This is a genomic window from Micromonospora sp. NPDC053740, assembly GCF_040677775.1.
GTDB classification, from domain to species: Bacteria; Actinomycetota; Actinomycetes; order Mycobacteriales; family Micromonosporaceae; genus Micromonospora; species Micromonospora alfalfae.
On record NZ_JBFASO010000007.1, the window covers coordinates 380,322 to 403,993 of the forward strand.

Consider the following 23,672-nt stretch of genomic DNA (forward strand, 5'->3'; position numbering starts at 1 on the left):
CGACGGGCCCCGTCCCCGCGATCTCCGGATCGCTGGGGGCGGGGCCTTCGCCGTACCCGCGGTCCGCCCTCGGGTGGCGAGGTGCGCCCCGCGTTGAGCCGCGGCGGGTGCGGCGCACCAGGCGGCCGGCCGGTGGCCCGTACGGACGGCCAAGATCGCGCTCGATCCATGTTGCAGTGGCATCCCGGCCACCGCACACCACTACATCCTGGTTCGAGCACGATCATGCCGGCGTGGGCGTGGGCGTGGGCGTGGGCGTGGGCGTGGGTGTGGGTGTGGGTGTGGGCGTGCGCGTGGGCGTGGGCGTGAACGTGCGCGTGAACGTGGGCGGGTTTGGCGGCGGGAACGTCGATCCGGTTGACTGTTCGGGTGCTGAAGGTGGGGTTGACCGGCGGGATCGGGTCAGGCAAGAGCGCGGTGGCCGCGCGGCTCGTCGAGCGGGGCGCGGTGCTGATCGACGCCGACCGGGTGGCCCGGGAGGTGGTGGCACCGGGGACGGACGGGCTGGCCGAGATCGTCGCAGCCTTCTCCGACGCGGTGGTGGACGCCGACGGGGCACTGGACCGTGCCGCACTGGGAGCTGTGGTGTTCGCCGACGAGACCGCCCGCCGTCGGCTGGAGGCGATCACCCACCCCCGGGTCCGGGCCCGCACAGCGGAGCTGACCGCTGCGGCGGCACCCGAAGCGATAGTCGTCAACGACGTACCGCTGCTGGTCGAGGTGGGTCTCGCGCCGACGTACCACCTGGTGGTCGTGGTGCAGACGGCCGTGTCGACGCGACTGGAGCGGCTGGCGCGCGACCGGGGGATGGGTCGTGCGGAGGCCGAGCGGAGGATCGCCGCGCAGGCCGACGACGCCCGCCGCCGGGCGGCCGCGGACGTGGTGCTGACCAACGACGGGAGCCTGACGGCGCTGCACGACGCCGTCGACAGGCTCTGGAAGCAGCGGCTGGTGCCCTACGAGGACAACCTGCGCCAGCGGCGGGTGGTCCCGCCGGACGCGGCCGAGCGGGCCGGGGCCGACGCGAGCTGGCCGCAGCAGTACGCGCGGCTGGCCGCCCGGATCCAGCACGCGCTCGGCTCGGATGCCCTCCGGATCGATCACATTGGTTCGACGGCGGTGCCCGGCCTGGCCGCCCAGAACGTCATCGACGTGCAGGTGGCGGTCGCCAGCCTCGCCGACGCGGACGGGCCGTTGGCCGATCGGCTGGCGAGCGCCGGGTTTCCGCGGGTGCCGGGGCACTGGTGGGACGACCCGCGCCCGGCCGGCCGGGGCCGGTGGGAGAAGCGGCTGCACGGCAGTGCGGACCCGGCCCGCCCGGTTCGTCTGCACGTGCGGGTGGCCGATTCACCGGGTTGGCGGTACGCGTTGCTGATGCGTGATCACCTGCGTGCCGATCCGGATCAGCGGGCCACGTACCTGCTGCTCAAGCGGGATCTGGTCGACGCGGCACCGGAGGCCGGCGATTCCGGCACGGCCCGCAACCCGTGGTTCGACGAGGAGTACCTGCGGGCCGAGCAGTGGGCCGCGCAGACCGGCTGGCACCCCTGAGGCATCAGCGGGCACCCGGCCGAGGGGTCGGAGACCGAGGGGAGGGCGGCCGAGGGTTGGCAGCCAGTCGGGGCACGACGGCGGGCCAGAGATCCAGGTGTGCCCACGCGCCGCCGTCGGTCTGCAACTCGAGCCGGCGCAGCGACCCGTCCCGGTCGAGCCAGTAACGCAGCCGCGCGCCGGCCGGACCCGACTCGATGACGTCCACGGCGCGTCCGGCGGCAACGTCCTCACGTACCCGCACGGCCGCGCCGCGCTGCCCGACCGACCCGGCGGCGATTGCGGCGTCGACCAGCACACTCAGGTCGTCTCGGGCGGACCGGGAGACCCGCCATCCCCCGGCCGGGGGCGGCAGCGGCGGCCGGGCCGGCGCCTCCGCGGTGCCGCCACCGGCATCGGCCGCCGGCAGGTCCGCCCGGGCCAGACCGGCGGCGTCGCGGCGCAGCAGGGTCCGGCGATCTGGTACGCCCAGGTCGGCGACCGAGAGGTACGCGGTGCCCGCGGTCCAGCTCAGCCAGCCGGCGCCCCGCAGGTTCGTGTCCGTGCCCACCGGTGCGGTCAGCGTCACAGTGGCACCGCCGTGGGCGCGGAGCCGGGCCGGCAGCCGGTCGAGCCGACGTTGCTCGGCGTCGGTCAGCGCGCGGGGGAGACCGGGGCGGCCGCCGAGCGCGTCCACCGGTCGTAGTGTCGGCCGGTCCGCGCGGTTGAAGATCATCGTGACCGGACCCGCGCCGGGCAGCCGGGTCACCAGCTTGTGCAGCCGGGCATCCTGATCGAGCCAGTACCGGGTCTGCCCGTCCGGGGCGGGCATCGCGGCGCTGGGTGTGCCGATGGCCGTGCTGGCGGCCGGCGCGCCGGTGGGCAGTGGCGCCTGTATGACGTCCAGTGGGCCGGCCGGCACTGTCTCCCGGGCGATCCAGCGCGCCCCGTCGGACGGCGCCGTCCGGGTCGTGGTGTCCGGCCGGTCGGCGGCAAGATCGAGGAGCAGGTCGAGCACCGGTGCCAGGTGCGCCCCGGGTGCCAGTCGGTGCAGCCGCCACCGGTCCGCCGGGGGCATCAGTGGTGGGGAGGCGGGAGTCGGCACCGCCGCCGGATCGGGCCGGATCACCAGCACCGGACCGCTCTTCTGCAACAGCCCGCGCTCGGCGCCCGCTCCCGGCCCGCCCACGTCGAGGTAGAGCAGTGACCGGGACCAGTCCACCCAGCCCACCAGTTCGATTCGGGCGGCGTCGGTGCCGGCCGTGACCCGTACGCCGGCGCGCAGGTCCCGCAGGTTGGTGACCCGCACGGCGGCCAGCCGCTCGCCTTCCGTCACTGTCAGCGGCCGGGCCGGCTCGGGCGGGTCGGGCGCCCAGCTCAACAGCCCGAGCACCAGCGCCGTCGCGGACGTCACCGCCGTCAGGCCGAGCAACAGCAGCACCGTACGTCGACGACGGCCGGCCCTGGGCGGCCCGGCGGTGTCGCTGGTGTCGACGGTGTCCGGGGTGTCGTCGCGTCCTGTGGTGTCGCGGTTCTCCGCGAGGCTTCGCTCGGCGGCGGCCCGCCGCGTTTCGGCGGTCTTGCGGCCGGCGGTGGCTCGCCGCGCGCCGCCGGCGGACCGGCCGGCTGTGGACCTGTTCCCGGTGTCGTTGGTTCGGCCGGCCTTGGACATGTTCTTGATGTCGTTGGTTCGGCCGGACGCCGAGGCGCCAACGGCCGAGCCGGTGCGGTGCCGCCCGCTGCCGTTGGCCGGGCCACTGCCGGGGCTGCCGGCCTCCGGTCGGGGCGTCGCGGTGCGGGCGGCGTCGGGCGCCGGGGTCGGAGAGGTGTCCACGGAGATGAAACGGGCGGGGAGGCATCGGGGTGACGAGCAGGGGCGCTCGCGGCGGCCGGTCTGCGCCTCGAGCGCGACCACACGGGTGCGCACGCCGGACGAGCCGGGTGCTGCGACCGCAGTGCCGGGGGCGACCGGCCGTGATGTTGGCCTGGCCACCGGCCCGGTCGGCCGCCGCGAGCGGCCTACATGAAGAGGGTAGTCCCGGTGACATGGGCCACACAATGGGAATATTGAAGCCGATCACGTACCTGGCGTGACGGCCGTTCCTGTCGGACCTCCGGCGTACCGTTGACGGCATGGCGCTCGACATTCCCCGGCTGGACAGCCGCTTCCAGGTCGTCAGTGACTTTCAGCCGGCCGGCGACCAACCGGCGGCCATCGATGAGCTTGAGCGTCGGGTGCGACGCGGCGACCGCAACACGGTGCTGCTCGGCGCGACCGGCACCGGCAAGAGCGCCACCACCGCGTGGCTGATCGAGCGGCTGCAACGCCCCACCCTGGTGCTCGCCCCGAACAAGACGCTCTGCGCGCAGTTGGCCAAGGAGTTCAGCGAGCTGCTGCCGCACAACGCCGTCGAATACTTCGTCTCGTACTACGACTACTACCAGCCCGAGGCGTACATCCCGCAGACCGACACGTACATCGAGAAGGACTCCTCGATCAACGAGGAGGTGGAGCGGCTGCGGCACTCGGCGACGATGTCGCTGCTCACCCGCCGCGACGTGATCGTGGTGGCCACCGTCTCGGCGATCTACGGCCTGGGCACCCCGGAGGAGTACCTCAACCGGGCGGTGAAGATGCAGGTCGGGCAGGAGCTCGACCGCGACCAGTTGCTGCGCCGGCTGGTCGACATCCAGTACACCCGCAACGACATGGCCTTCCAGCGGGGCACCTTCCGGGTCCGCGGCGACACGCTGGAGATCATCCCGGCGTACGAGGAGCTGGCGATCCGGATCGAGCTGTTCGGTGACGAGGTGGAGAAGCTCTACTACCTCAACCCGTTGACCGGTGACGTGGTCCGCGAGGTCGACCAGCTGGTGATCTTCCCGGCCACCCACTACGCGGCCGGTCCGGAGCGGATGGAACGGGCGATCCGTGACATCGAGGTGGAGCTGGCCGAGCGTCTCGCCGAACTGGAGCGGCAGGGCAAGCTGCTGGAGGCGCAGCGGCTGCGGATGCGCACCACCTACGACATCGAGATGATGCGGCAGGTGGGCTTCTGCTCCGGCATCGAGAACTACTCGATGCACATGGACGGGCGGCTGCCCGGCAGCCCGCCGCACGCCCTGCTCGACTACTTCCCCGACGACTTCCTCACAGTGGTCGACGAGTCGCACGTGACCATCCCGCAGATCGGCGGCATGTACGAGGGCGACGCGTCCCGCAAGCGGATGCTCATCGACCACGGCTTCCGGCTGCCCAGCGCGGCCGACAACCGGCCGCTGCGCTTCGACGAGTTCCTGGAGCGGGTCGGCCAGATGGTCTACCTCTCCGCGACCCCCGGCACGTGGGAGATGGAGCAGGCCCAGGGCGAGTTCGTCGAGCAGGTGATCCGCCCCACCGGGCTGGTCGACCCGGAGGTCGTGATCAAGCCGACCAAGGGTCAGATCGACGACCTGATGCACGAGATCAAGCTGCGGACCGACCGGGACGAGCGGGTGCTGGTCACCACACTCACCAAGAAGATGGCCGAGGACCTGTCCGACTACCTCCTGGAGAACGGCATCCGGGTGCGCTACCTGCACTCGGAGGTCGACACGTTGCGCCGGGTGGAGCTGCTGCGTGAGCTGCGCAAGGGCGACTACGACGTGCTCGTCGGCATCAACCTGCTCCGGGAAGGTCTGGACCTGCCCGAGGTGTCGCTGGTGGCGATTCTCGACGCCGACAAGGAGGGCTTCCTGCGCAGCGGCCGGTCGCTGATCCAGACCATCGGGCGGGCCGCCCGTAACGTCTCCGGTCAGGTGCACATGTACGCCGACAAGATCACCCCGTCGATGGCGGCGGCGATCGACGAGACCGATCGGCGTCGGGCCAAGCAGATCGCGCACAACGAGGCGAACGGCATCAGCCCGGAGCCGCTGCGTAAGAAGATCCACGACATCCTCGACGACATCTACCGCGAGGCGGAGGACACCGAGAACTCCCGGGTCGGCGGCGCGGTGCGTCAGCTCTCCCGAGGCAAGGCGCCGGTCAAGGAGACCCGCAGCCGGAGCCGGTCCGCCGCGACCACCACCTCACGGGAGGGGATGGCCCGCGCCGACCTCGCCCAGCTCATCCAGGAGCTCAACGACCAGATGTTGGCCGCCGCCCGCGAGCTCCAGTTCGAGTTGGCGGCCCGGATCCGCGACGAGGTCTCCGACCTGAAGAAGGAGCTGCGCGGCATGGACGCCGCCGGCGTGAAGTGACGGCCACCCGGTCGGCCCCCCGCAGCGCACCGCTCGGGCCCGGCCGACCGGGGCACGCGAAGGGCGGGCACTGTTGACGGCGGTGGCGCCGATCGGCGAGATGGTCCTCGGGCTGCCCGACGCCAGCCTGCGTCCGTTCATCGACAGGTACGTGGGCTATCGGGAACGGGCGGACGTGCCACTGGTCCGCCGGGAGTCGGCGGGCGTCTTCGTGGTGCTGATCCTGGGCTGGGGCGCTCCGCTGGACGTGACCGACCCGCGCAGCGCGTCGCGTGGCGTCACCGCCGTCGACTCGTTCGTGGCCGGCACCTTCGACAGTTGGTGCACCACGCGCACCGTGGGTGTGGGGGAGGGCGTCGAGTTGGTGCTCGCCCCGCTGACCGCCCGCCGGCTCCTCGGTCTGCCCCTGAGTGAGTTGACCAATCGGGCCGTCGGCGTCGGGCAGCTCCCGGGCCGTTGGCTGGATCGGCTGCGCGGCCGGCTCGCGGAGGCCCCCGGCTGGCCGGAACGGTTCGACCTGCTCGACCGGGTGCTCGCCGCCCGGCTGGCGGCGTCCCCGCCGGTGGACCCGCGGCTCGACTGGGCGTGGCGGTGGCTGACCGCCAGCGGTGGGCGGGGGAGCGTCGGTGTGCTCGCCGACGAGTTGGGCTGGAGCCGCCGGCACCTCGCGTCCCGGTTCCGGCGGGAGGTCGGGCTGCCGCCCAAGATGGCGGCCCGGCTGCTGCGTTTTCAGCAGGCTCACGCCGCGTCGAGCCAGGCCGGCGGGGCCGGGCGGGGAGTCGACTGGGCCGCCGTGGCTGCGGGCTGCGGCTACTACGACCAGTCCCACCTGATCCGGGACTTCCACGAGTTCGCGGGGGCCACACCGGCCGCGCTGCTCTCCGGCCCCTGACGACCGCCGGCCGCCCGGAGCCGGGTCGGTGACCCGCTGAGCCGACCGGAGCCGGGTCGGTGACCCGCCGAGGTCACATTCGTCCAATCCGGATCCGCGCCGCCGCGCACAGAATGGGTCATGCGAACCATCTATCCGATCTTCCGCTATCCCGATCCGCGCATCGCGATCGACTGGCTCGGTGCCGCCTTCGGTTTCCGGGTGCATGCCGTGCACGAGGCGCCGGACGGTACCGTCGCGCACGCCGAGCTGGTCCTCGACACCGGCATGATCATGCTCGGTGGTCGGGCCGACGCCCGGCCCCGGCCGGCCGACGACGACTGGTCGGTCTACGTGGCAGTCCCGGACGTCGACGCCCACTGCGCCCAGGCCCGCGCCGCCGGCGCCGAGATCATCCGCGAGCCGTTCGACACCGACTACGGCTCCCGGGACTACGCAGCCCGCGATCTGGCCGGCAACGTCTGGTCCTTCGGCACCTACCGACCCTGACCCCGGCCACGCCGACCGGGGAGGGGTGGCCCGCCGGGATCAGCCTCAGCGGCTCTGGACCGTACTGACCTGCGGAAATGGTGTGCTCGGGCTGGCCCGGCCGGCCGGCGGCGGCGAATGCCCTGATTGCGGTGTGCGAGCGAGCTATTGCACTGGGTGATCGTCCTGCGTAGTCTCCCTCGGTGGGGAGGCCGGGATGCCGCTGCCAACAAGTCCTGTCATTCGACGTGCACGTCTCGGCGCAGAGCTGCGCCAACTCCGTCGGCGCGAGTCGCTGACCCTGGAGCAGGTCTGCGAACGGCTGGGCTGGGCCTCGACGTCGAAGCTGTCCCGCATCGAGCTGGGTCAGAGTCGCCCGGACCTCGCCGACGTGCTCGATCTGCTGGATGTCTACAAGGTGCCCACGCCCGCCCGGGAGGCGCTGATCGTCATCGCCCGGGACGCGGCGACCAGTCGAGGCTGGTGGAAGACGCTGGGCGAGATGAGCGAACGGCAGCGCACCTACGCCGAGTTGGAGGCGGGCGCCGCCGACATCGTCGAGTACCAGCCGTCGGTGGTTCCGGGGCTGCTCCAGACGCCCGCGTACGCCCGGGTGTTGGTCGCGGCCGGCGCCCAGCTCACGCCGGAGGTCGATGTGGAGGCCGAGGTGCGCGCACGGGCACTGCGGCAGGAGGTGCTTCGGCGGGCCTACCCGCCGCGCTACACGGCCGTACTCGCCGAGGCCGTCTGCGACCCGGGTGACCTGCCGGTGGCGGTCTGGCGTGAACAGCTGCGTCATCTGGTCGCGGTGACCGGCCTGTCCCACGTCACGGTGCGGCTGTTGCCACGCGGGGCGGCCGGTGGCGGGCTGCATCCGCTCACGCCGTATTCCTGCTACGCCTTTCCCGACCCGGCGGACCCGCGCACCGTCATGCTCGAGGCGCTGACCACCGACGTCCGGTTGGCCACCGTGCTCGACGTGGACCGCTACGAGCGGATGACGGCGGCGCTGCTGGCCGCGGCGCTGTCACCGGAGGAGACGGTGACCGTGCTGGCCCGCCGCGTCGGTGAGTAACGGTTGAGGGGTGCCGACGGTGACGCGCCGCGCGGCCACCGGGCCCGGCGCCCCCGAGCCCGTCGGGACCGGCGGCCGGCGCGTGCGTCCGGCACGATAACCGTGGGGTACGACAGCTCGGCTCAGGCCGGTACGTCGAGGAAGTGTTCGACAACGGGCGGTCCCGCGAAGTGCGGCCCGATCAGCGCCCGCCACTTGTCGAACCGTTCGGTGGCCCGGAAGTTCTTCTCGTGCGCCTCGACCGAGTCCCATTCCACCAGCAGCACGAAGCGGGTCGGCGACTCGATTCCTCGGGTCATCCGCACCGACCGGCAGCCGGTCGCCCCGGCGAGCACCGGGTGACCCTCGGCGTACGCGGCGGCGAACGCGTCCTCGTGTCCGGGTAGTACGTCGATCAGCGCGACCTCAAGCACCATGTCGGACAGCCTCCCACGGCTGTCGGGGCAGTCGGCGTCGCGGGGTCTGTTCCGATGTCGGCGACACCCCTAGGGTCTGTGTCGTGATCATCGATTGGCTCACCGGCACCGCGTTTCGGGTGGCCGGTACGGGCACCACCTGGGCGGAGCTGCTGGGGTTCGTGACCGGTGTGCTCAACGTGTGGTTGGTGGCCCGACAGAAGATCGCCAACTGGCCGATCGGCATCGCCAACGTGCTGCTGCTCATGGTGCTGTTCTGGACAGCCGGGTTGTACGCCGACGCGGGGCTCCAGGTCGTCTACGTCGCGCTCGGCTGCTACGGCTGGTGGCACTGGCTGTTCGGGGGCGAGCGGCGTACCCGGCTCACGGTCAGCCGGACGGGGCGGCGGGAGTGGCTGGTGCTGGCCGCCGCCGGGCTGCTGCTCACCGGCGCGCTCTGGGTGCTGCTGGACCGGGCCACCGACTCGACGGTGCCGCTGCCGGACGCGGTGACAACGGCACTGTCCCTGCTGGCCACGTACGGGCAGACCCGCAAGCGGGTGGAGAGTTGGTGGCTCTGGATCGCCGCCGACCTGATCTACATCCCGCTGTACGCGTACAAGGGGCTGCACCTGACGGCCGTGCTCTACCTGGTCTTCCTCGCCCTGTGCGTACTCGGGTTGCGGGCCTGGCGCGCCGATCTGCGTCGGGCCGCCCGGCCGGCCGCGGTCCCGCCCGGCCCGGCCCCGGTCGCCGTGTGAACGCCGAGACATCCGGCCGTGCGCCGGCGCCACGCGGGCCGGCGCGTCCGGCCGCCGCGGAGTTCGGGCACGGGATGGTGGTGGGCAAGTTCTATCCACCGCACGCCGGGCACCACGCGCTGATCCGGGCCGCCGCCGCCCGCTGCGCCGAGGTGACAGTCGTCGTGGCGCCCTCGCGTCGGGAGTCCATTGCGCTCCCGCTGCGCCTCGACTGGCTGCGGGAGGTGCACGCGGACACGCCGTGGGTCCGTTTCGTCGGCCGGTACGACGACCACCCGGTGGACTACGCCGATCCGACGGTCTGGGACGCGCACTGCGCCGTGTTCCGCGAGGCCGTCGGGTCCGCGTCGGTGGACGCGGTCTTCTCCTCCGAGGCGTACGGCGCGGAGTTGGCGCGCCGCTTCCACGCCGTACCCGTGTCGGTGGATCCGGACCGGCGGACAGTGCCGGTGTCCGGGACTGCGGTGCGCGCGGACCCGGCGGGTCACTGGCGGTGGCTGAGCCCGCCGGTGCGGGCGTGGTTCGTCCGGCGGGTGGTGGTGGTCGGGGCCGAGTCGACAGGGACCACGACGATGGCGGCGGCGCTCGCCCGGCACTACGGCACGTCCTGGGTGCCGGAGTACGGCCGGGAGTTGACGGCTCGCAAGTTGGCCCGGTTGCGGGAACGCACGCCGGGGGCGACAGTCTTCGACGTCGCCTGGGACCCTGACGACTTCCGCGCTGTGGTGCGCGAGCAGCAGGCGGCCGAGGACGCGGCGGCCCGGTCGAGTGGGCCGCTGCTGGTCTGCGACACCGACGCGCGGGCGACCGCGGTGTGGGAGGAGCGCTACCTGGGCAGCGCGTCGGAGGAGGTGCGGGCGGCGGCACGCCGTCCGGCGCTGTATCTGCTGACGGATCACCGGGGCGTGCCGTTCACCGATGACGGGCTGCGCGACGGTGAGCACCTGCGGGCCTGGATGACCGAGCGCTTCCGGGCCGAGCTGGCCGGGTGCGGGGTGCCGGTGGTGGAGTTGGCCGGGCCGCACGCCGATCGGTTGGCCCGAGCGGTGCGGGCCTGCGACGACCTGCTCGCCGGCGGCTGGTCGCTCGCCGACCCGATCGCCGCACCAGACGTGCACTAGCCTCCTAGGAAGCCCTAGCCGGTGTGACGCGTCGGGCGGTGTCCAGCGCCACCGGACGCCCGGGGTGTGATCACGGGGCGTGGTGGGCAAGAATGGTCACCGAGGAGGGGAGTATTCCCCCGCAACGGAGTCGTCAGCACGGTCGATCGCCGGAACCACGGTGCCCGACCCGGCCCCGTAGGTCGCCGCCCCTGTCCGGGGCGACGGCGGAAGAGACCTCCGACAGTCACCAGAGTGAGCGACAGCGGCACGCCGGCTCCCGCAGGGGCGTACGGTGTGCCCGACGCCGCGTGTCTGCCGGAGGAATGAACGTTGGACGTGTCCGGATTGGTGTGGGCGGGGACGCTTGTCGCACTGACTGCGGTCCTGCTCGTCGACCTGTTGATCATCGGTCGGCGCCCGCACGAGCCGAGTGTGCGGGAGTCGAGCCTCTGGGTCGCCTTCTACGTCGGTCTCGCCCTGCTCTTCGGCGCGGGTGTCTGGTTGGCCTCCGGGGCCAGCGCGGCCGGCCAGTTCTACACCGGCTGGCTCACCGAGTACAGCCTCTCGGTGGACAACCTCTTCGTCTTCGTGATCATCATGGCTCGCTTCGGTGTGCCTCGGCAGTACCAGCAGAAGGTGCTGCTCGTCGGCATAGTGCTGGCGCTGGTGATGCGCGGCGGGTTCATAGCCGCGGGCGCGGCGCTGATCACGCAGTTCTCCTGGGTCTTCTACATCTTCGGCGCGTTCCTGATCTACACCGCGGTGAACCTGGCCCGGCAGGGTGAGCCGGACGAGGACGAGTTCTCCGAGAACGTGCTGATCCGGTGGAGCCGTAAGGCGCTGCCGATCTCGAAGGACTACGACGGCGCGAAGCTCACCACCCACGCGGCCGGGCGGCGGCTGTTCACCCCGATGCTGATCGTGATGATCGCGATCGGCACGACCGACCTGATCTTCGCGTTGGACTCGATCCCGGCGATCTTCGGCATCACCCAGGAGCCGTACCTGGTCTTCACCGCCAACGTCTTCGCGCTGATGGGCCTCCGGCAGCTCTACTTCCTGCTCGGTGGCCTGCTGGACCGGCTGATCTACCTGAGCTACGGCCTGGCCGTCGTGCTCGGGTTCATCGGGGTCAAGCTGGTGCTGGAGGCGCTGGCCGACAACAACCTGCCGTTCATCAACGGTGGCGAGCACGTCGGCTGGGCGCCGCACATCCCGATCTGGTTGTCGCTGCTGGTCATCATCGGCACCCTGGGCATCGCCACCGCCGCCAGCCTGATCAAGTCCTCCCGGGACCGGCGTCGCGAGTTGACCGACGCCCGACACTGACCGGTCACCGGCCGGGTGCGGACACGCGCCCGGCCGGTGCGGGGCGTGCTCCGGAAGTGCTGCCGCCTCGGGGGCAGACACTTCCGATCTGCGCTAGACCCGGTGCGCGCCCACCAGCGTGGCGGTGCGGTCGGCCGGCAGTTCCTCTTCGATGACCCGCCGCCGCCGGTAGCAGGCGTGCAGCATCCGGCGCTGGCCGCCCTCGCCGGGGGCGGCGGTGACGATGCCGATGTGGTGGATCTTGCGGCCGGGTCGGGCGAAGAAGTAGAGATCGCCGGGGCGTTCCGCGCCCAACGACAGCCGAGTGGTGGCCACGGCCTGATCGTCGGCGTCGCGCGGCAGCAGCACCCCGAACCGCCGCCAGGCCAGATGAACGAGCCCCGAGCAGTCGATGCCGTGCGCGGAGAGACCGCCCCAGATGTAGACCACGTTCAGCAGGCGCTGTGCCACCGCGAGCGCCTGCGCGGCGGCCGGCGACGCGGCCGCCGACGGCACCAGGTGGCGGTCGGGCAGCCAGAGCGGGGTGGCCCGACCGGGGACGTGCACCGGCCGCCAGTCGTCGAGCGCGGGGCCGGCCGGGACGAGCCGGGTGCCGACGACGACGCCGGGCAGCACCACCGGCCCGTTCGGGGTGGCGTGCAGCCCGGTGACAGTGGCGTCCACCACCAGCGGGTGGTCGGTGCTGGTGTGGGTCGGGTCGAGAACGGCCAGCTGCTCGGCGGGGAGCCAGCCCGGATAGCCGCGGGGATCAAGCTTGGCGGCTGGTTGTTCGACGGCGACGACCCGGGCCCAGCCGTCCGGGCGCAGCTCGCTGACGAGGACCCGCTCGCCGAGCAGGAGCTGGCTCAGCACACAGTCGCCGACCTGCTGGTCGGTGTCCAGGCCCGAGACCCAGGTCGGAATGTCGGCGCCGGCGGTCAGCGCCGGACGGTCGACCGGGCGGACTGCCTCGGGGGAGGTCCACAGCGTCGCCACGGCGACCCGGACGACGGCCTCGCGGCCCGGTTGCAGCTCCACGTCAACCCCCAGATCGTGTCGGCTGTCCTGGGGAACCCTATGAAAGAAACCGACGGCCATCAACCACGAGCCTGCACTTTTGCTTCAGCGATGCCGGAGATGCCCAGGCCAGGGGAGTCCGGCAGCACCACTGTCGCCCCGTCGTAACGGATGCCACCCTGCACCGGTGACCAGGCCAGCCACCAGGCCGCGTCCAGGTCGGGGACCGCTGTGGTGCCGTACGCGGCGACCAGGCTCGCGGCCGCCCCGATGCCTACCTGACTCTCCATCATCGAGCCGACCACAGTGCCGAGCCCGTGCGCGGTGGCCAGGTCGAGGAGGGTACGGGCCGGGTGCAGTCCACCGCACTTGGCCAGTTTGACGTTGACCAGGTCGGCGGCTCGGCGGCGGATCACCTCCACCAGGTCCCGGACCCCGAAGACCGCCTCGTCGGCCAGGATCGGCACTGACACCCGGTCGCTGACCCAGGCCAGCCCGTCCAGGTCCCAGCGGGCCACCGGCTGCTCGACCAGCTCCACGTCGAGCCCGGCGTCCTCGATGCCGCGGATCACCCGGACCGCCTCCCGGGGCGTCCAGCCCTGGTTGGCGTCCAGCCGGATCCGGGTGCCGGGGCCGACGGCCGCCCGTACCGCGCGCACCCGGTCCAGGTCACCGGCCGCGTCGGTGCCGACCTTCAACTTGAGCACGCCGAAGCCGTCGGCCTGCCGCTGTCGTGCCGCTGTCGCCAGGTCCACCGCATCGCCTGCCGCCAGCGTGACGTCCGTCGGAACCCGCAGCGTGGTGCCCCCGAGCAACCGCACCAGGGGTACGCCCAGTCGCCGCGCGGCGAGGTCGTGCAGGGCGACGTCCACCGCCGCCTTCGCCGCCTCGTTGCCGACCACGGCGCGCTGCACCTCGGCGCAACGGGTCACCAGGTCGTCCGGGTCACGGCCGACCAGCTGTGGGCCGAGCAGCTCGCGGACGCACGCCTGCGCGCCGGCGACCGACGCGCCGGTGACCTGCCAGACCTGCGGCGCCTCACCGAAACCGGACCGACCGTCGCTGTCGACGAGCTCGACGACAAGCGTGTCCACTGTGGTGGTACGACGCAGCGCGGTGACGAACGGGGTGTGTAAGGGGGCGGAAACCCGGTGGGTGCGTACCGCCGAGATCGTCATGTGAGGCACCCTATACGGAGGTTCACGGTGGGAGGGGAGACCGGATGACCGGGCAGGGCTGGGAGCTGGTGGGTGCACCGAACGCGCGTGACCTGGGCGGGCTCGTCGGCGCGGACGGGCGGCGGGTCCGGGTCGGCCAGTTGATCCGCACCCCGGCGCTGGGACGGCTGACCGACGAGGACCTACCGGTGCTGGCGAAGCTGGGGCCGGCGTGCGTGGTGGATCTGCGTGACGGCTCGGAGATCGCGGTCGCGCCGGAGGACAGGTTCGCCGGTGAGCCACGGGTGGTGCGCCTGCCGGTGCACGACGCCGAGCACCCGGTCTTCACGTACGTCTCGGCGGTGCTGCTCGGTCACGACCTGAACGCGTACGCGGAGCTGGCCCGGCAGGGCACGGCGGGGGCGATGGCGGCGATCTACCGCTGGTTCGTCACCGGTGAGTCGGCGCGGGTCGGTTTCGCCGAGGCGGTGCGGCTGGCGTCCCGGCCGGAAAATCTGCCGCTGATCTACCACTGCTCCGCCGGCAAGGACCGCACCGGGTGGCTGACCGTCATCCTGCTGACGGCGCTCGGGGTCGACGAGGCGGCCATTCGCGCCGACTACCTGCGCAACAACGCACTGACCGACAGCCTGCGAGCGGTGATCGTCGAGGCGATGCGCCGGCGGAACCCCGAGGTGGACGTCGACGCGGTGTTGCCGGTGCTGGAGGTCCGTGCCGAGTACCTCGACGCCGGTTACGCCGAGGTGCGTCGGGTGCACGGCTCGTTCGACGCGTACCTGCGCGACGGGTTGGGGCTCACCGACGTCGACCTCAGGGAGTTGCGGGCGCAGTTGCTGGAGTGACAGGTGCGTCGGTGGGTGTGCTGGTGCGGGCGGCCCGACCGGTGACGATCAGCGCCTGGCCGGCGGCGTAGGTCGCCATGACCAGCACCGGCGCGCCGGGTGGCTGGGCCACCTCTGCCACCCCGGCGGCGATCAGCAGGTCGGAGCCGAGGAAGAGCGCGGCGCCGAGACCGACCCGCCAGCCCTGGGTGGTGGCGGTGCTGGCCATGGCGGCCAGCGCGATCGCGTAGCCGGCCACCGGTACGGCCAGCCCGGCGTCGGTGAGCCCGTTCCACATCCAGGTGAGGGCGATGACGGTCAGCATCGCGTACCCCAGGGGGACGGCGACCAGCGGCGTGCGGCGCAGCGCGGTAGCCGCGCCGTGTCGGGTGAAGGCCGCGAGGTAGCAGAGGTGCGTGCCGAGGAAGCAGGCCATGCCGGCGAGGAACCAGTAGGTGCCGTCGATCATCAGGGCGACGTCGCCGCCGGTGGCGAATGCCAGCGCGGCGAGCAGCAGCCGGTCCGGTCGGGCCGCGCGTTCGGCGCTGACCCGCCACAGGTACGCGGCCAGCAGCGGCATCAGCAGCGGCTTGGTGAGCAGGAAGGCCAGGCCGCCGCCGGTGGCGTTGGCCAGCAGGTTCGCCGCCGTCACGACGAGGAAGGCGATCAGCACTGTGCGACTGCGGGGCATCGGCGGCTCCGGGGTGGGGGTGCGAGCAGCGTAGCCGCAGTCTGCGGCGCTGTCCTCGCCGCCGAGGCTGTCGGGTCAGAGCTGGTGGCGGGCCGCCCAGACCTGCGCCGAGATGTGCGCGAGCAGCAGGCAGGCGTCGTCCTCGACCTGGTCGTCGCCCCCGGCCAGTTCGGTGGTGGTGCAGACGGCGATCAGGTACGGCGGGGCGTCGTCGGGCAGCACCAGGCCGGCGCCGTGGCGGACGCCGTGTACCCAACCGTTCTTGTGCGCGATGCGGGTGCCCGCAGGCAGTCCGGCGGCGAGGTCCTCGCGGTGTTCCTGAGCGAGCAGGACGTCCAGCATGGTGGCGCAGGCGGCCGGTGAGGCGAGTGGGCCGGGGGTGTCGGCCCCGGTGGCCAGGGCACCGAGCAGGGCGGCCAGATCGGCGGCGGTGACCGTGTTGGTGATGCCGGCCTCACGGGCGGCGAAGTCCTCGATGCCGCGGCCGGTGACGCTGTTGCGGGCGCCGGCGAGCGCCCAGATTTCGGCTACCGCGGGCAGCCCGACGTGGCCGAGGACGAGGTTGGTGGCGAGGTTGCTGGAGCGCACGATCATCCGGTCGGCCAGCCAGCGCAGCGACGCGGTGCCGCCGATGCGGTCCCAGACCGCGTCGTCGTTGTCGTAGGGCTTCGCGTTGGCGAACCGAGGTGCGCCGGGCTGGGCGGAGTCGAAGTCGTTGACGACCGGGACCGGGGCGTCCAGGTCCAGGGTGCCTGCCTCGGCGGCGCGGTGCAGCGCGGCGAGCACCGCCACCTTCATGGTGCTCGCGGCGTAGTGGCCGGCGTCCGCGTGACGGGTCCAGGTCGGCGGCGCGTCGGGCCGCCCCACGTACGCGGAGACGGTGCCGGGCACCTGGTCCAGGTGGGCGTCGAGATCATCCCAGGTCATGCCGGTGACCGTAGCGGATCAAGCGGGGGCGGGCTCGCGTACCCGTCGGGGGAAAGACGACGGGCGCGCCGGCCGCAAGCGGCCGACGCGCCCGGTGTCGGGTGCTGGTGAGATCAGCCGGCGTGCTTGCGGCGGGCGGTGGCCCGGCCCCGCAGCTGCTGGTCGAGCACCACCTTGCGGATACGCACAGTGGCCGGGGTGACCTCGACGCACTCGTCCTCGCGGCAGAACTCCAGGGCCTGCTCCAGGGTGAGCTTGCGCGGCGGGACCAGCTTCTCGGTCTCGTCAGAGGTCGACTGCCGCATGTTGGTGAGCTTCTTCTCCTTGGTGATGTTGACGTCCATGTCGTCGGAGCGGGAGTTCTCCCCGACGATCATGCCCTCGTACACCTCGGTGGTGGGCTCGACGAAGAGCTGACCGCGCTCCTGAAGGTTGGTCATCGCGAAGGCGGTGACCGCGCCGGCCCGGTCGGCGACCAGCGAACCGTTGTTACGGGTGCGCAGCTCGCCGAACCACGGCTCGTACGACTCGAAGACGTGGTGCAGGATGCCGGTGCCCCGGGTGTCGGTGAGGAACTCGGTGCGGAAGCCGATCAGGCCGCGCGCCGGCACCAGCCACTCCATCCGGATCCAGCCGGTGCCGTGGTTGACCAGCTGCTCCATCCGGCCCTTGCGGGTGGCGAGGAGCTGGGTGATCGCGCCCAGGTATTCCTCCGGGGCGTCGATGGTCAGCCGCTCGACCGGCTCGCAGGTCTTGCCGTCGATCACCCGGGTGACCACCTGCGGCTTGCCGACGGTCAGCTCGTAGCTCTCCCGGCGCATCTGCTCGACCAGGATGGCCAGCGCCAGCTCGCCGCGGCCCTGCACCTCCCAGGCGTCCGGCCGCTCGGTGGGCAGGACCCGCAGGGACACGTTGCCGATCAGCTCCTTGTCGAGCCGGTCCTTGACCATCCGCGCGGTGACCTTGGAGCCCTTGAGCCGGCCGACAAGCGGCGAGGTGTTGGTGCCGATGGTCATCGAGATGGCCGGCTCGTCAACGGTGATCAGCGGCAGCGCGACCGGGTTCTCGACGTCGGCGAGGGTCTCACCGATCATGATCTCGGGGATGCCGGCGACGGCGATGATGTCGCCCGGGCCGGCGGTCTCGGCCGACGTGCGCTCCAGGCCCTCGGTCATCAGCATCTCGGAGATGCGGACCCGCTGGGTGCTGCCGTCGGTGCGGCACCAGGCCACCGTCTGACCCTTGTTGATGGTGCCCTGGCGGACCCGGCACAGCGCGAGCCGGCCGAGGAACGGCGAGGCGTCCAGGTTGGTGACGTGGGCCTGCAACGGCGCGCCCTCCTCGTACGAGGGTGCCGGGATGGTGTCCAGCAGGGTGCGGAACAGCGGCTCCAGTGAGGTGCTGTCGTCGGGCACCGAGCCGTCGGCGGGCTGGGTCAGCGAGGCGATGCCGTCGCGGGCGCAGGCGTAGACGATCGGGAAGTCGATCTGCTCCTCGTCGGCGTCCAGGTCGAGGAAGAGCTCGTAGGTGTCGTCCACGACCTCCTTGATCCGGGCGTCCGGACGGTCCACCTTGTTGATCACCAGGATGATCGGCATCCGGGCCCGCAGCGCCTTACGCAGCACGAAGCGGGTCTGCGGCAGCGGGCCCTCGCTGGCGTCGACGAGCAGCACCACGCCGTCGACCATGGTCAGGCCGCGCTCCACCTCGCCACCGAAGTCGGCGTGGCCGGGGGTGTCGATGATGTTGATGGTGACCGGGTCGGAGCCGTCCGCCGGCAGGTAACGCACACCGGTGTTCTTGGCCAGGATCGTGATGCCCTTTTCCCGCTCCAGGTCACCGGAGTCCATCACCCGCTCGGTGTTCTCGCCGCGTGCGCCGTACGCGCCGGCCTGCCGCAACATGGCGTCGACCAGGGTGGTCTTGCCGTGGTCGACGTGAGCGATGATGGCGACGTTGCGGAGGTCGGTGCGAAGCTGCATACCCTCTATCCTTCCGCCTGCGCTCGCGCAGGCTGCGTCGGGGTCACCCCCAGGTGCCCCTGATCTATGGTGAAACGGCTGTGCCGGTGGTTCCCCCGGCTGGCATGCTGGCACCCGTGTCCCGGGGGCCTGAGTGCACGACCTGCTGACCTGGGTGCAGGGTCTGCCCACCCTGTGGATCTACCTGGTCGCCGCGCTGATCGTGGCGGGCGAGACCGCGGTGATCTTCGGCCTGCTCGTGCCGGGTGAGGCTACCCTGCTGCTGGTCGGTTTCCTCACCTACAACGGTACCTTGCGGCTCGGGCCGGCGTTGCTCGCGATGATCGTCGCGGCGGTCCTCGGCGATGGCCTGGCCTTTCGGGCCGGACGGCGGTACGGCTCCCGGCTGCGCGCCGGGCTGGGGCACCGGGTCGGGCCGCAGCGGTGGGCCCGGGCCGACGCCATGCTCGCCCGCCTCGGTGGGCGGGGGGTGTTCGCCGCCCGATGGGTGGCTTTCGCCCGGACCCTGGTGCCTCGGCTGGCCGGTGCGGCCGGCATGCCGTACCGGCGGTTCGCCCTGTGGAACCTGGCCGGGGTGGTGACCTGGGTGGGCGGCTCGGTGCTACTCGGTCACCTCGCCGGTGAGTCGTACGACACTGTCTCCCGCCTTCTCGGCCGGGCCACCGGGGTGGCGTTCCTGCTGCTGGCCGGCCTGGTGGGTGTGGTGCTCGTGGGTCGGTGGCTGGGCCGTAACCCCGACCCGGTGCGCGCGCTGCTGTCCCGGGCCGGCGCGCTGCCTCCGGTGCGGTGGCTCACTGCCCGCTACGGGGTGCTGTTCTTCCTGGTGGCCATGCGGATCGGCCCGGCCTGGACGCTGCTGCTCAATCTGGCCGCCGGGTTGCTGCTGCTGTTCGCCGCCGGGCTCGCCATCGCCGGTCTGCTCGCGGTGGCGGTCCGCAACAGTGGGCTGGCCGCGCTGGACGGCGCCATCGCCGGGTGGTTCGCGGCTCGGCGTACCCCGGACGCCGCCGACGCCACACTGGTGGTGGTGTCGGTGGTACGCGGGTCGGTGCTGATTCTGTTGGTGGCGCTGGTGGCGGCGGTGCTGGCGTGGCGGAACCGACCCTGGCGGGCGGACCTGCTCAGCGTGGTCGGCACGGTGGGCGCGTTCGTGCCGCTGGTGGTGCTGGCGGTGGTGGCCGAACTGACCGGCCCGAACGGGACCGCCCCGGGCGGCGGTGAGGCGGCTGCGCTCTCGACCCAGAACGCTGTGGTCGCGGCGAGCTTCTGCACCCTGGCCTGGCTGGTGTCGCGCAGCGCCCGCTGGCCGGTGGCGGTGGCCGCCTGGACCGCCGCGGCGGCGGGGGTGCTCGGGATCGGCGGCGCGCGGCTCTACCTCGGACTGGACACGGCGAGCGGGACGGCCGCGGCGGTGCTGCTCGGGGTGCTGTGGACTGTGGTGTTCATGGTCGCCTGGGCGACCCGGGACCGGGCGGTGGACAATGGTCAGCCCCCGGTGGACCAGGCCCCCCGGCGGCCGTCGCAGGGGCAACGCCGCCCGGTCGAACCTTGTTAGGGTGCGGCGACAGTCACACGGGGGAGGCAACGGCATGGTTCGACGCATCGATCGGCTGGGCGCTGCGGCGCTCGCCGGGCTTCTGCTGGCGGGCGCGCTGGTCGGCTGCGCCGCCAAGGGGGAGACCCCATCGGGCCTGGCCGCGCCGGTCGCCGTCACCGACGGGCCGACGGATGCCCCGTCCGACGAGGTCGACGGGGAGCCGAGCCCGTCGGTGAGTGCTGTGGAATCGATGGGTTCCGCGCCGAGTCGTAGCGCGACCCCGAAGCCGAAGCCGACGAAGAAGCCGACCCGGGCGGCGCCGAAGCCGCGCACGGTGCCGAAGCCGCCCACCGAGACCGAGGTTCCGCCGGCGCCGCCGAAGCCGGCGCCGAGCTCCTGCAAGCCGACCTACAAGGGCAACCAGGCGAGCCGGTCCGAGGTGAAGGCGGCGCTGACCGATGCCGCCAACCGCACCTACTGGCCGGTGTCGGCACCGGACATCAAGATCCCGCTCAATCTGCTCAAGGCCACCGCGTGGCAGGAGAGCGGCTGGCAGTCCAACATCTACGCCTGCGACGGCGGGGTCGGGCTGTTGCAGGTGATGCCGGAGACCGCGACCTGGATGAACCAGCGGTTCGAGAAGAGCTACGAGATCGACGCCTACCAGGACAACGCCTACCTCGGCGCCACCTACCTGGCCTGGGCGACGAAGTACATCGGCGACATGTACTTCGAGTCCGACTTCCGGCTCGACCCGGCACTGTGCACCAGCGAGCTGAACTCCTGCCTGCTCAACGCCGTCATCGCCGCGTACAACTTCGGGCACGGTGCGGTGGCTCAGGAGGGGAAGCCGTTGGCCATCCCCAACCCGTCGTACGTGCGCAACGTGCGGGCGCTGATGAGCGAGTGCGTCTGTCTGGCGTACTGACCTCGACGGGGGCCGTGGCGAGATTCACCACGGCCCCCGTCGGGTCGGTCAGTCGCGCGCGGCGACCGGCTCGGGCGCGCTCGGGGTGGCCTGCACCGGGTCGCGCGTGATGCGGCTGGGCCACCAGAAGCGGTCACCGAGCAGGAACGCCAGCGCCGGCACCAGGACCGTACGGACCAGCAGGGTGTCGAGCAGGACGCCGATGCAGACGATGATCCCGATCTGGGTCAGGGTGATCAGCGGCAGCACACCGAGCACGGCGAAGACCGCGGCGAGCAGCACCCCGGCGCTGGTGATCACCCCGCCGGTGACCCGTAGGGCGGAGAGCATCCCGGCGCGGGTGCCGGCGCTGCGGGCGTCCTCCCGGGCCCGGGTGACCAGGAAGATGTTGTAGTCCACCCCGAGCGCCACCAGGAACACGAAGGCGAGCAGCAGCACACCGCTGTCCAGGGCCGGGAAGCCCAGCACGTGGTCGAAGAGCAGCCAGGCCGCGCCGAGGCTGGCGAAGTAGGACGCGATCACGGTGAGCACCAGCAGCAGCGGCGCGAGCAGACCGCGTAGCAGCAGCACGAGCACGGCGCCGACCAGCAGCAGGATGATCGGCAGGATGAGTCGCAGATCCCGGTCGTTGGCCTCGTCGGAGTCGTAGGTGGCGGCCACGGAGCCACCGACGATCGCCCCGGACGGGGCGTCGGCGCCGGCGGCGGCCGGCGGCGCGGAGTCGGGAACGGCGGCGACCGCCGCGCGCAGCGCCTCGATCGCGCGGTCCGAGGCGGTGGTGCCGGGTTCGGCGTCGAGGACCACGTCGACCTGGGCGACGGCGGTGCCGGCGTCGCCGGGGCGCGCCGAGGCGACACCGGGTACCGCGGTGGCGGCGTCGGTGACCGCCCGCACCGCCGCCGGGGTGGTGATCACGGCGACGGGTTGGGTGCTGCCGGCGGGGAATGCCCTGGCCAGGGTCTGTGCCCCGGTCACCGCCTCGGGCTCGGCCCGGAACTGTTCGGTCTCGGACAGGCCGGTACGGATGCCGAGCCCACCCAGTGCCAGGCCCCCGAGCAGCACTGTGGCCAGCGTCGCGACCACCACCGGGCGGCGTTGCACGGCAGCGCCGAGTCGACCCCAGAGCCGACCCTCGCGCACCGGGCCGCCGACGCGGGGTACGAACGGCCAGAACAGGCCGCGACCGAAGAGCACCAGCACGGCGGGGAGCACGAACAGGGCCGAGAGCATGGCGAAGACCACACCGGTGGCGCAGGCCACGGCCAGCGCGCGGTTGGTCTCCTGCTCACTGAGCAGCAGTGTCAGCACGCCGAGGACGACGGTGCCACCACTGGCGAGGATCGGCTCCGCGGTGCGGCGCAACGCGGCGCGCATCGCCGCGAACCGGTCCTCCTCGCGGCGCAGCTCCTCCCGGTAGCGGGCGATGAGCAGCAGCGCGTAGTCGGTGGCGGCGCCGAAGACCAGCACGCTGGCGATGCCGGTGACCTGACCCTGCTGGAGGTTGATGCCGACGCCCGGCACGATGACGTCCACCGCGCGCAGGGTGAGCTGCTCGGTGGCGGCGACCACGACCAGCGGCACGATCCACAGGAACGGGCTGCGGTAGGTGATCAGCAGGAGCAGCGCGACCACCGCGGCGGTCACCACGAGCAGTGTGACGTCGGCGCCGTCGAACACCGAGGAGAGGTCGGCGGTGAAAGCCGGGGCGCCGGTCACCTCGGCGGTCAGCCCGTCGGGCAGGTCGGCGAGGGTGGCGCGCAGCTGGGTCACCGCGTCGGTGACGACCTCCTGCCCGCCGGCGGTGTCCAGCGGCACGACGACCAGGGCCACCGCGCCGTCCGGGGAGACCTGGGCGGGGCTGACCTGCCCACCCACCGCGAAGCGGCGCAGACCCTCGGCGCGAGCGCCGACCGTCGCCCGGTCGGTCGCGCTCAGCGCGCCGCCGTCGCCACGACTGATCACCACGATGGCCGGCTGCACGTCGCTGGAGGGCAGTTGATCCTGGAGACGTTGCACCTGGGTCGACTGCCACTGCACCGACAGGCCGGTGGCGGAGACCGGCGCCGGATTGTCCGGCTGGGGTGTCCCGAAGACGGCAGCGCCCACGACGATCGCGGCGGCCACGGTGAGCCAGGCGGCCAGCCGGCCACGAGCGACTCTGGTGAACACAGACATCAGGTGACCTCAAGGTCCTTCGAAAGACAAGTATCTTGATAACCGAGATTATCCGGGGCTGTTCTATGCTGCAACCCGGGGGACCGACGACGAGAAGAGCGGCGCGAGGTGGCGACTCACGGCATGTACCGACGGCGCGACACGCGCCGCGAGCAGCTGGTCGCGGAGATCACCAACAACCTCCGGCGGTACGCGGTGGACGCCCAGCAGGTCGGCCACGCCTTCGCCAACCTGCACGGTCTCAACCCGACCGACCTGCAGGCGCTGATCGCGGTGATGGACGCCGAGCTGCTCGGTGACCCGATCACCCCCGGCCGTCTCGGCGAGCAGCTGAACCTCTCCTCCGGCTCGGTCACGGCCCTGATCGACCGGCTGGAACGGGCCGGGCACATCCGCCGCGACCGGGACACCGTCGACCGGCGCAAGGTGCTGCTGCACTACGCCGACCAGGGCGCCGCCCTGGCCATGGAGTTCTTCCGGCCGCTGGGCGCCCGTACCGACACGGTGATGGCCCGCTTCAGCGAGGACGAGCTGGAGGTGGTGCGGCGGTTCATGGCGGAGATGAGCGAGTCGCTGCGGGGGCACCGCGACGCGGTGCGCGCCGCCCGGCCGGAGTCACCGCGCCGCCCCACGGGCTGACCG

Annotated in this window: 20 protein-coding genes; 12 read left to right on the plus strand and 8 right to left on the minus strand. The window is 72.3% G+C overall.

The window, feature by feature from the left end:
* Positions 1–369 precede the first annotated feature (369 nt).
* Positions 370–1,551: a dephospho-CoA kinase gene (gene coaE / locus AB0K35_RS20820; RefSeq protein ID WP_238671668.1), complete on the plus strand. Its 1,182-nt coding sequence runs from the start codon at positions 370–372 to the stop codon at positions 1,549–1,551.
* A 4-nt stretch (positions 1,552–1,555) separates the two neighbouring features.
* Here the strand turns inward: coaE and AB0K35_RS20825 are convergent, their stop codons facing one another.
* Complete coding sequence (locus tag AB0K35_RS20825) at positions 1,556–3,457, minus strand: hypothetical protein (RefSeq protein WP_363886905.1); 1,902 nt, start codon at positions 3,455–3,457, stop codon at positions 1,556–1,558.
* Positions 3,458–3,663: 206 nt separating this feature from the next.
* Between AB0K35_RS20825 and uvrB the strand changes: the two genes are divergently transcribed.
* From uvrB to AB0K35_RS20845, 4 genes are all read left to right on the plus strand, one after another.
* Positions 3,664–5,772 (plus strand): excinuclease ABC subunit UvrB, encoded by a 2,109-nt coding sequence (gene uvrB, locus AB0K35_RS20830; RefSeq protein WP_238671650.1) that lies wholly within the window; start codon positions 3,664–3,666, stop codon positions 5,770–5,772.
* An 82-nt stretch (positions 5,773–5,854) separates the two neighbouring features.
* A complete protein-coding gene (locus AB0K35_RS20835) occupies positions 5,855–6,664 on the plus strand; it encodes a helix-turn-helix domain-containing protein (protein WP_363886957.1) in 810 nt (269 codons plus the stop codon).
* A 120-nt stretch (positions 6,665–6,784) separates the two neighbouring features.
* Positions 6,785–7,153 carry a VOC family protein gene (locus AB0K35_RS20840; RefSeq protein WP_363886908.1) on the plus strand — a complete coding sequence of 123 codons (369 nt, stop codon included), beginning with the start codon at positions 6,785–6,787 and terminating at the stop codon, positions 7,151–7,153.
* A gap of 196 nt (positions 7,154–7,349) precedes the next feature.
* Positions 7,350–8,207 (plus strand): helix-turn-helix transcriptional regulator, encoded by an 858-nt coding sequence (locus tag AB0K35_RS20845; protein ID WP_238671648.1) that lies wholly within the window; start codon positions 7,350–7,352, stop codon positions 8,205–8,207.
* 122 nt (positions 8,208–8,329) lie between these two features.
* Here the strand turns inward: AB0K35_RS20845 and AB0K35_RS20850 are convergent, their stop codons facing one another.
* Positions 8,330–8,623: an antibiotic biosynthesis monooxygenase family protein gene (locus AB0K35_RS20850; RefSeq protein ID WP_210785904.1), complete on the minus strand. Its 294-nt coding sequence runs from the start codon at positions 8,621–8,623 to the stop codon at positions 8,330–8,332.
* Positions 8,624–8,706: 83 nt separating this feature from the next.
* Between AB0K35_RS20850 and pnuC the strand changes: the two genes are divergently transcribed.
* The 3 genes from pnuC (at position 8,707) to AB0K35_RS20865 (ending at position 11,795) form a co-directional block, all read left to right on the plus strand.
* Positions 8,707–9,363 carry a nicotinamide riboside transporter PnuC gene (pnuC, locus tag AB0K35_RS20855; RefSeq protein WP_238671647.1) on the plus strand — a complete coding sequence of 219 codons (657 nt, stop codon included), beginning with the start codon at positions 8,707–8,709 and terminating at the stop codon, positions 9,361–9,363.
* Positions 9,360–10,484, plus strand: coding sequence for an AAA family ATPase (locus tag AB0K35_RS20860; protein WP_363886910.1), 1,125 nt, complete (start codon positions 9,360–9,362; stop codon positions 10,482–10,484). Before pnuC ends, AB0K35_RS20860 begins: the two co-directional genes overlap by 4 nt.
* Positions 10,485–10,796: 312 nt before the next feature.
* Entirely contained in the window at positions 10,797–11,795 is a 999-nt protein-coding gene (locus AB0K35_RS20865) for a TerC family protein (protein WP_363886911.1), read from the plus strand.
* Positions 11,796–11,888: 93 nt separating this feature from the next.
* Here the strand turns inward: AB0K35_RS20865 and AB0K35_RS20870 are convergent, their stop codons facing one another.
* On the minus strand, positions 11,889–12,812 hold the full coding sequence (locus AB0K35_RS20870; RefSeq protein ID WP_363886912.1) for an NlpC/P60 family protein: 924 nt from the start codon (positions 12,810–12,812) through the stop codon (positions 11,889–11,891).
* Positions 12,813–12,871: 59 nt separating this feature from the next.
* Positions 12,872–13,969: a dipeptide epimerase gene (locus AB0K35_RS20875; protein ID WP_357361382.1), complete on the minus strand. Its 1,098-nt coding sequence runs from the start codon at positions 13,967–13,969 to the stop codon at positions 12,872–12,874.
* 44 nt (positions 13,970–14,013) lie between these two features.
* Between AB0K35_RS20875 and AB0K35_RS20880 the strand changes: the two genes are divergently transcribed.
* Positions 14,014–14,811, plus strand: a complete 798-nt coding sequence (locus tag AB0K35_RS20880) for a tyrosine-protein phosphatase (protein WP_363886913.1) — start codon at positions 14,014–14,016, stop codon at positions 14,809–14,811.
* Here AB0K35_RS20880 and AB0K35_RS20885 read toward each other — a convergent pair.
* The 3 genes from AB0K35_RS20885 to typA form a co-directional block, all read right to left on the minus strand.
* Positions 14,780–15,481, minus strand: coding sequence for a lysoplasmalogenase (locus AB0K35_RS20885; RefSeq protein ID WP_363886914.1), 702 nt, complete (start codon positions 15,479–15,481; stop codon positions 14,780–14,782). The two genes, AB0K35_RS20880 and AB0K35_RS20885, sit on opposite strands and share 32 nt — an antisense overlap.
* A gap of 75 nt (positions 15,482–15,556) precedes the next feature.
* Positions 15,557–16,408: a serine hydrolase gene (locus tag AB0K35_RS20890; RefSeq protein ID WP_238671640.1), complete on the minus strand. Its 852-nt coding sequence runs from the start codon at positions 16,406–16,408 to the stop codon at positions 15,557–15,559.
* Positions 16,409–16,521: 113 nt separating this feature from the next.
* Positions 16,522–18,390 carry a translational GTPase TypA gene (gene typA, locus AB0K35_RS20895; protein ID WP_091407975.1) on the minus strand — a complete coding sequence of 623 codons (1,869 nt, stop codon included), beginning with the start codon at positions 18,388–18,390 and terminating at the stop codon, positions 16,522–16,524.
* Between the two features lie 133 nt (positions 18,391–18,523).
* Here typA and AB0K35_RS20900 point away from each other — a divergent pair, with 133 nt between their 5' ends.
* Both AB0K35_RS20900 and AB0K35_RS20905 read left to right on the plus strand, forming a co-directional pair.
* Positions 18,524–19,945 carry a DedA family protein gene (locus AB0K35_RS20900; RefSeq protein ID WP_238671639.1) on the plus strand — a complete coding sequence of 474 codons (1,422 nt, stop codon included), beginning with the start codon at positions 18,524–18,526 and terminating at the stop codon, positions 19,943–19,945.
* A gap of 34 nt (positions 19,946–19,979) precedes the next feature.
* Positions 19,980–20,855, plus strand: coding sequence for a lytic transglycosylase domain-containing protein (locus tag AB0K35_RS20905; protein ID WP_238671638.1), 876 nt, complete (start codon positions 19,980–19,982; stop codon positions 20,853–20,855).
* Between the two features lie 48 nt (positions 20,856–20,903).
* Here the strand turns inward: AB0K35_RS20905 and AB0K35_RS20910 are convergent, their stop codons facing one another.
* A complete protein-coding gene (locus AB0K35_RS20910; protein ID WP_363886916.1) occupies positions 20,904–23,030 on the minus strand; it encodes an efflux RND transporter permease subunit in 2,127 nt (708 codons plus the stop codon).
* Positions 23,031–23,153: 123 nt separating this feature from the next.
* Here AB0K35_RS20910 and AB0K35_RS20915 point away from each other — a divergent pair, with 123 nt between their 5' ends.
* Positions 23,154–23,669, plus strand: coding sequence for a MarR family transcriptional regulator (locus AB0K35_RS20915; RefSeq protein WP_238671636.1), 516 nt, complete (start codon positions 23,154–23,156; stop codon positions 23,667–23,669).
* Positions 23,670–23,672: the final 3 nt, after the last annotated feature.

Bases quoted from the DNA above. Each gene is read 5' to 3' on its own strand.
- uvrB (WP_238671650.1), top strand. From the start codon at position 3,664: ATGGCGCTCGACATTCCCCGGCTGGACAGCCGCTTCCAGGTCGTCAGT.
- AB0K35_RS20840 (WP_363886908.1), top strand. From the start codon at position 6,785: ATGCGAACCATCTATCCGATCTTCCGCTATCCCGATCCGCGCATCGCG.
- AB0K35_RS20845 (WP_238671648.1), top strand. From the start codon at position 7,350: ATGCCGCTGCCAACAAGTCCTGTCATTCGACGTGCACGTCTCGGCGCA.
- AB0K35_RS20850 (WP_210785904.1), bottom strand. From the start codon at position 8,623: ATGGTGCTTGAGGTCGCGCTGATCGACGTACTACCCGGACACGAGGAC.
- AB0K35_RS20875 (WP_357361382.1), bottom strand. From the start codon at position 13,969: ATGACGATCTCGGCGGTACGCACCCACCGGGTTTCCGCCCCCTTACAC.
- AB0K35_RS20880 (WP_363886913.1), top strand. From the start codon at position 14,014: ATGACCGGGCAGGGCTGGGAGCTGGTGGGTGCACCGAACGCGCGTGAC.
- AB0K35_RS20885 (WP_363886914.1), bottom strand. From the start codon at position 15,481: ATGCCCCGCAGTCGCACAGTGCTGATCGCCTTCCTCGTCGTGACGGCG.
- AB0K35_RS20890 (WP_238671640.1), bottom strand. From the start codon at position 16,408: ATGACCTGGGATGATCTCGACGCCCACCTGGACCAGGTGCCCGGCACC.
- typA (WP_091407975.1), bottom strand. From the start codon at position 18,390: ATGCAGCTTCGCACCGACCTCCGCAACGTCGCCATCATCGCTCACGTC.
- AB0K35_RS20905 (WP_238671638.1), top strand. From the start codon at position 19,980: ATGGTTCGACGCATCGATCGGCTGGGCGCTGCGGCGCTCGCCGGGCTT.
- AB0K35_RS20910 (WP_363886916.1), bottom strand. From the start codon at position 23,030: ATGTCTGTGTTCACCAGAGTCGCTCGTGGCCGGCTGGCCGCCTGGCTC.
- AB0K35_RS20915 (WP_238671636.1), top strand. From the start codon at position 23,154: ATGTACCGACGGCGCGACACGCGCCGCGAGCAGCTGGTCGCGGAGATC.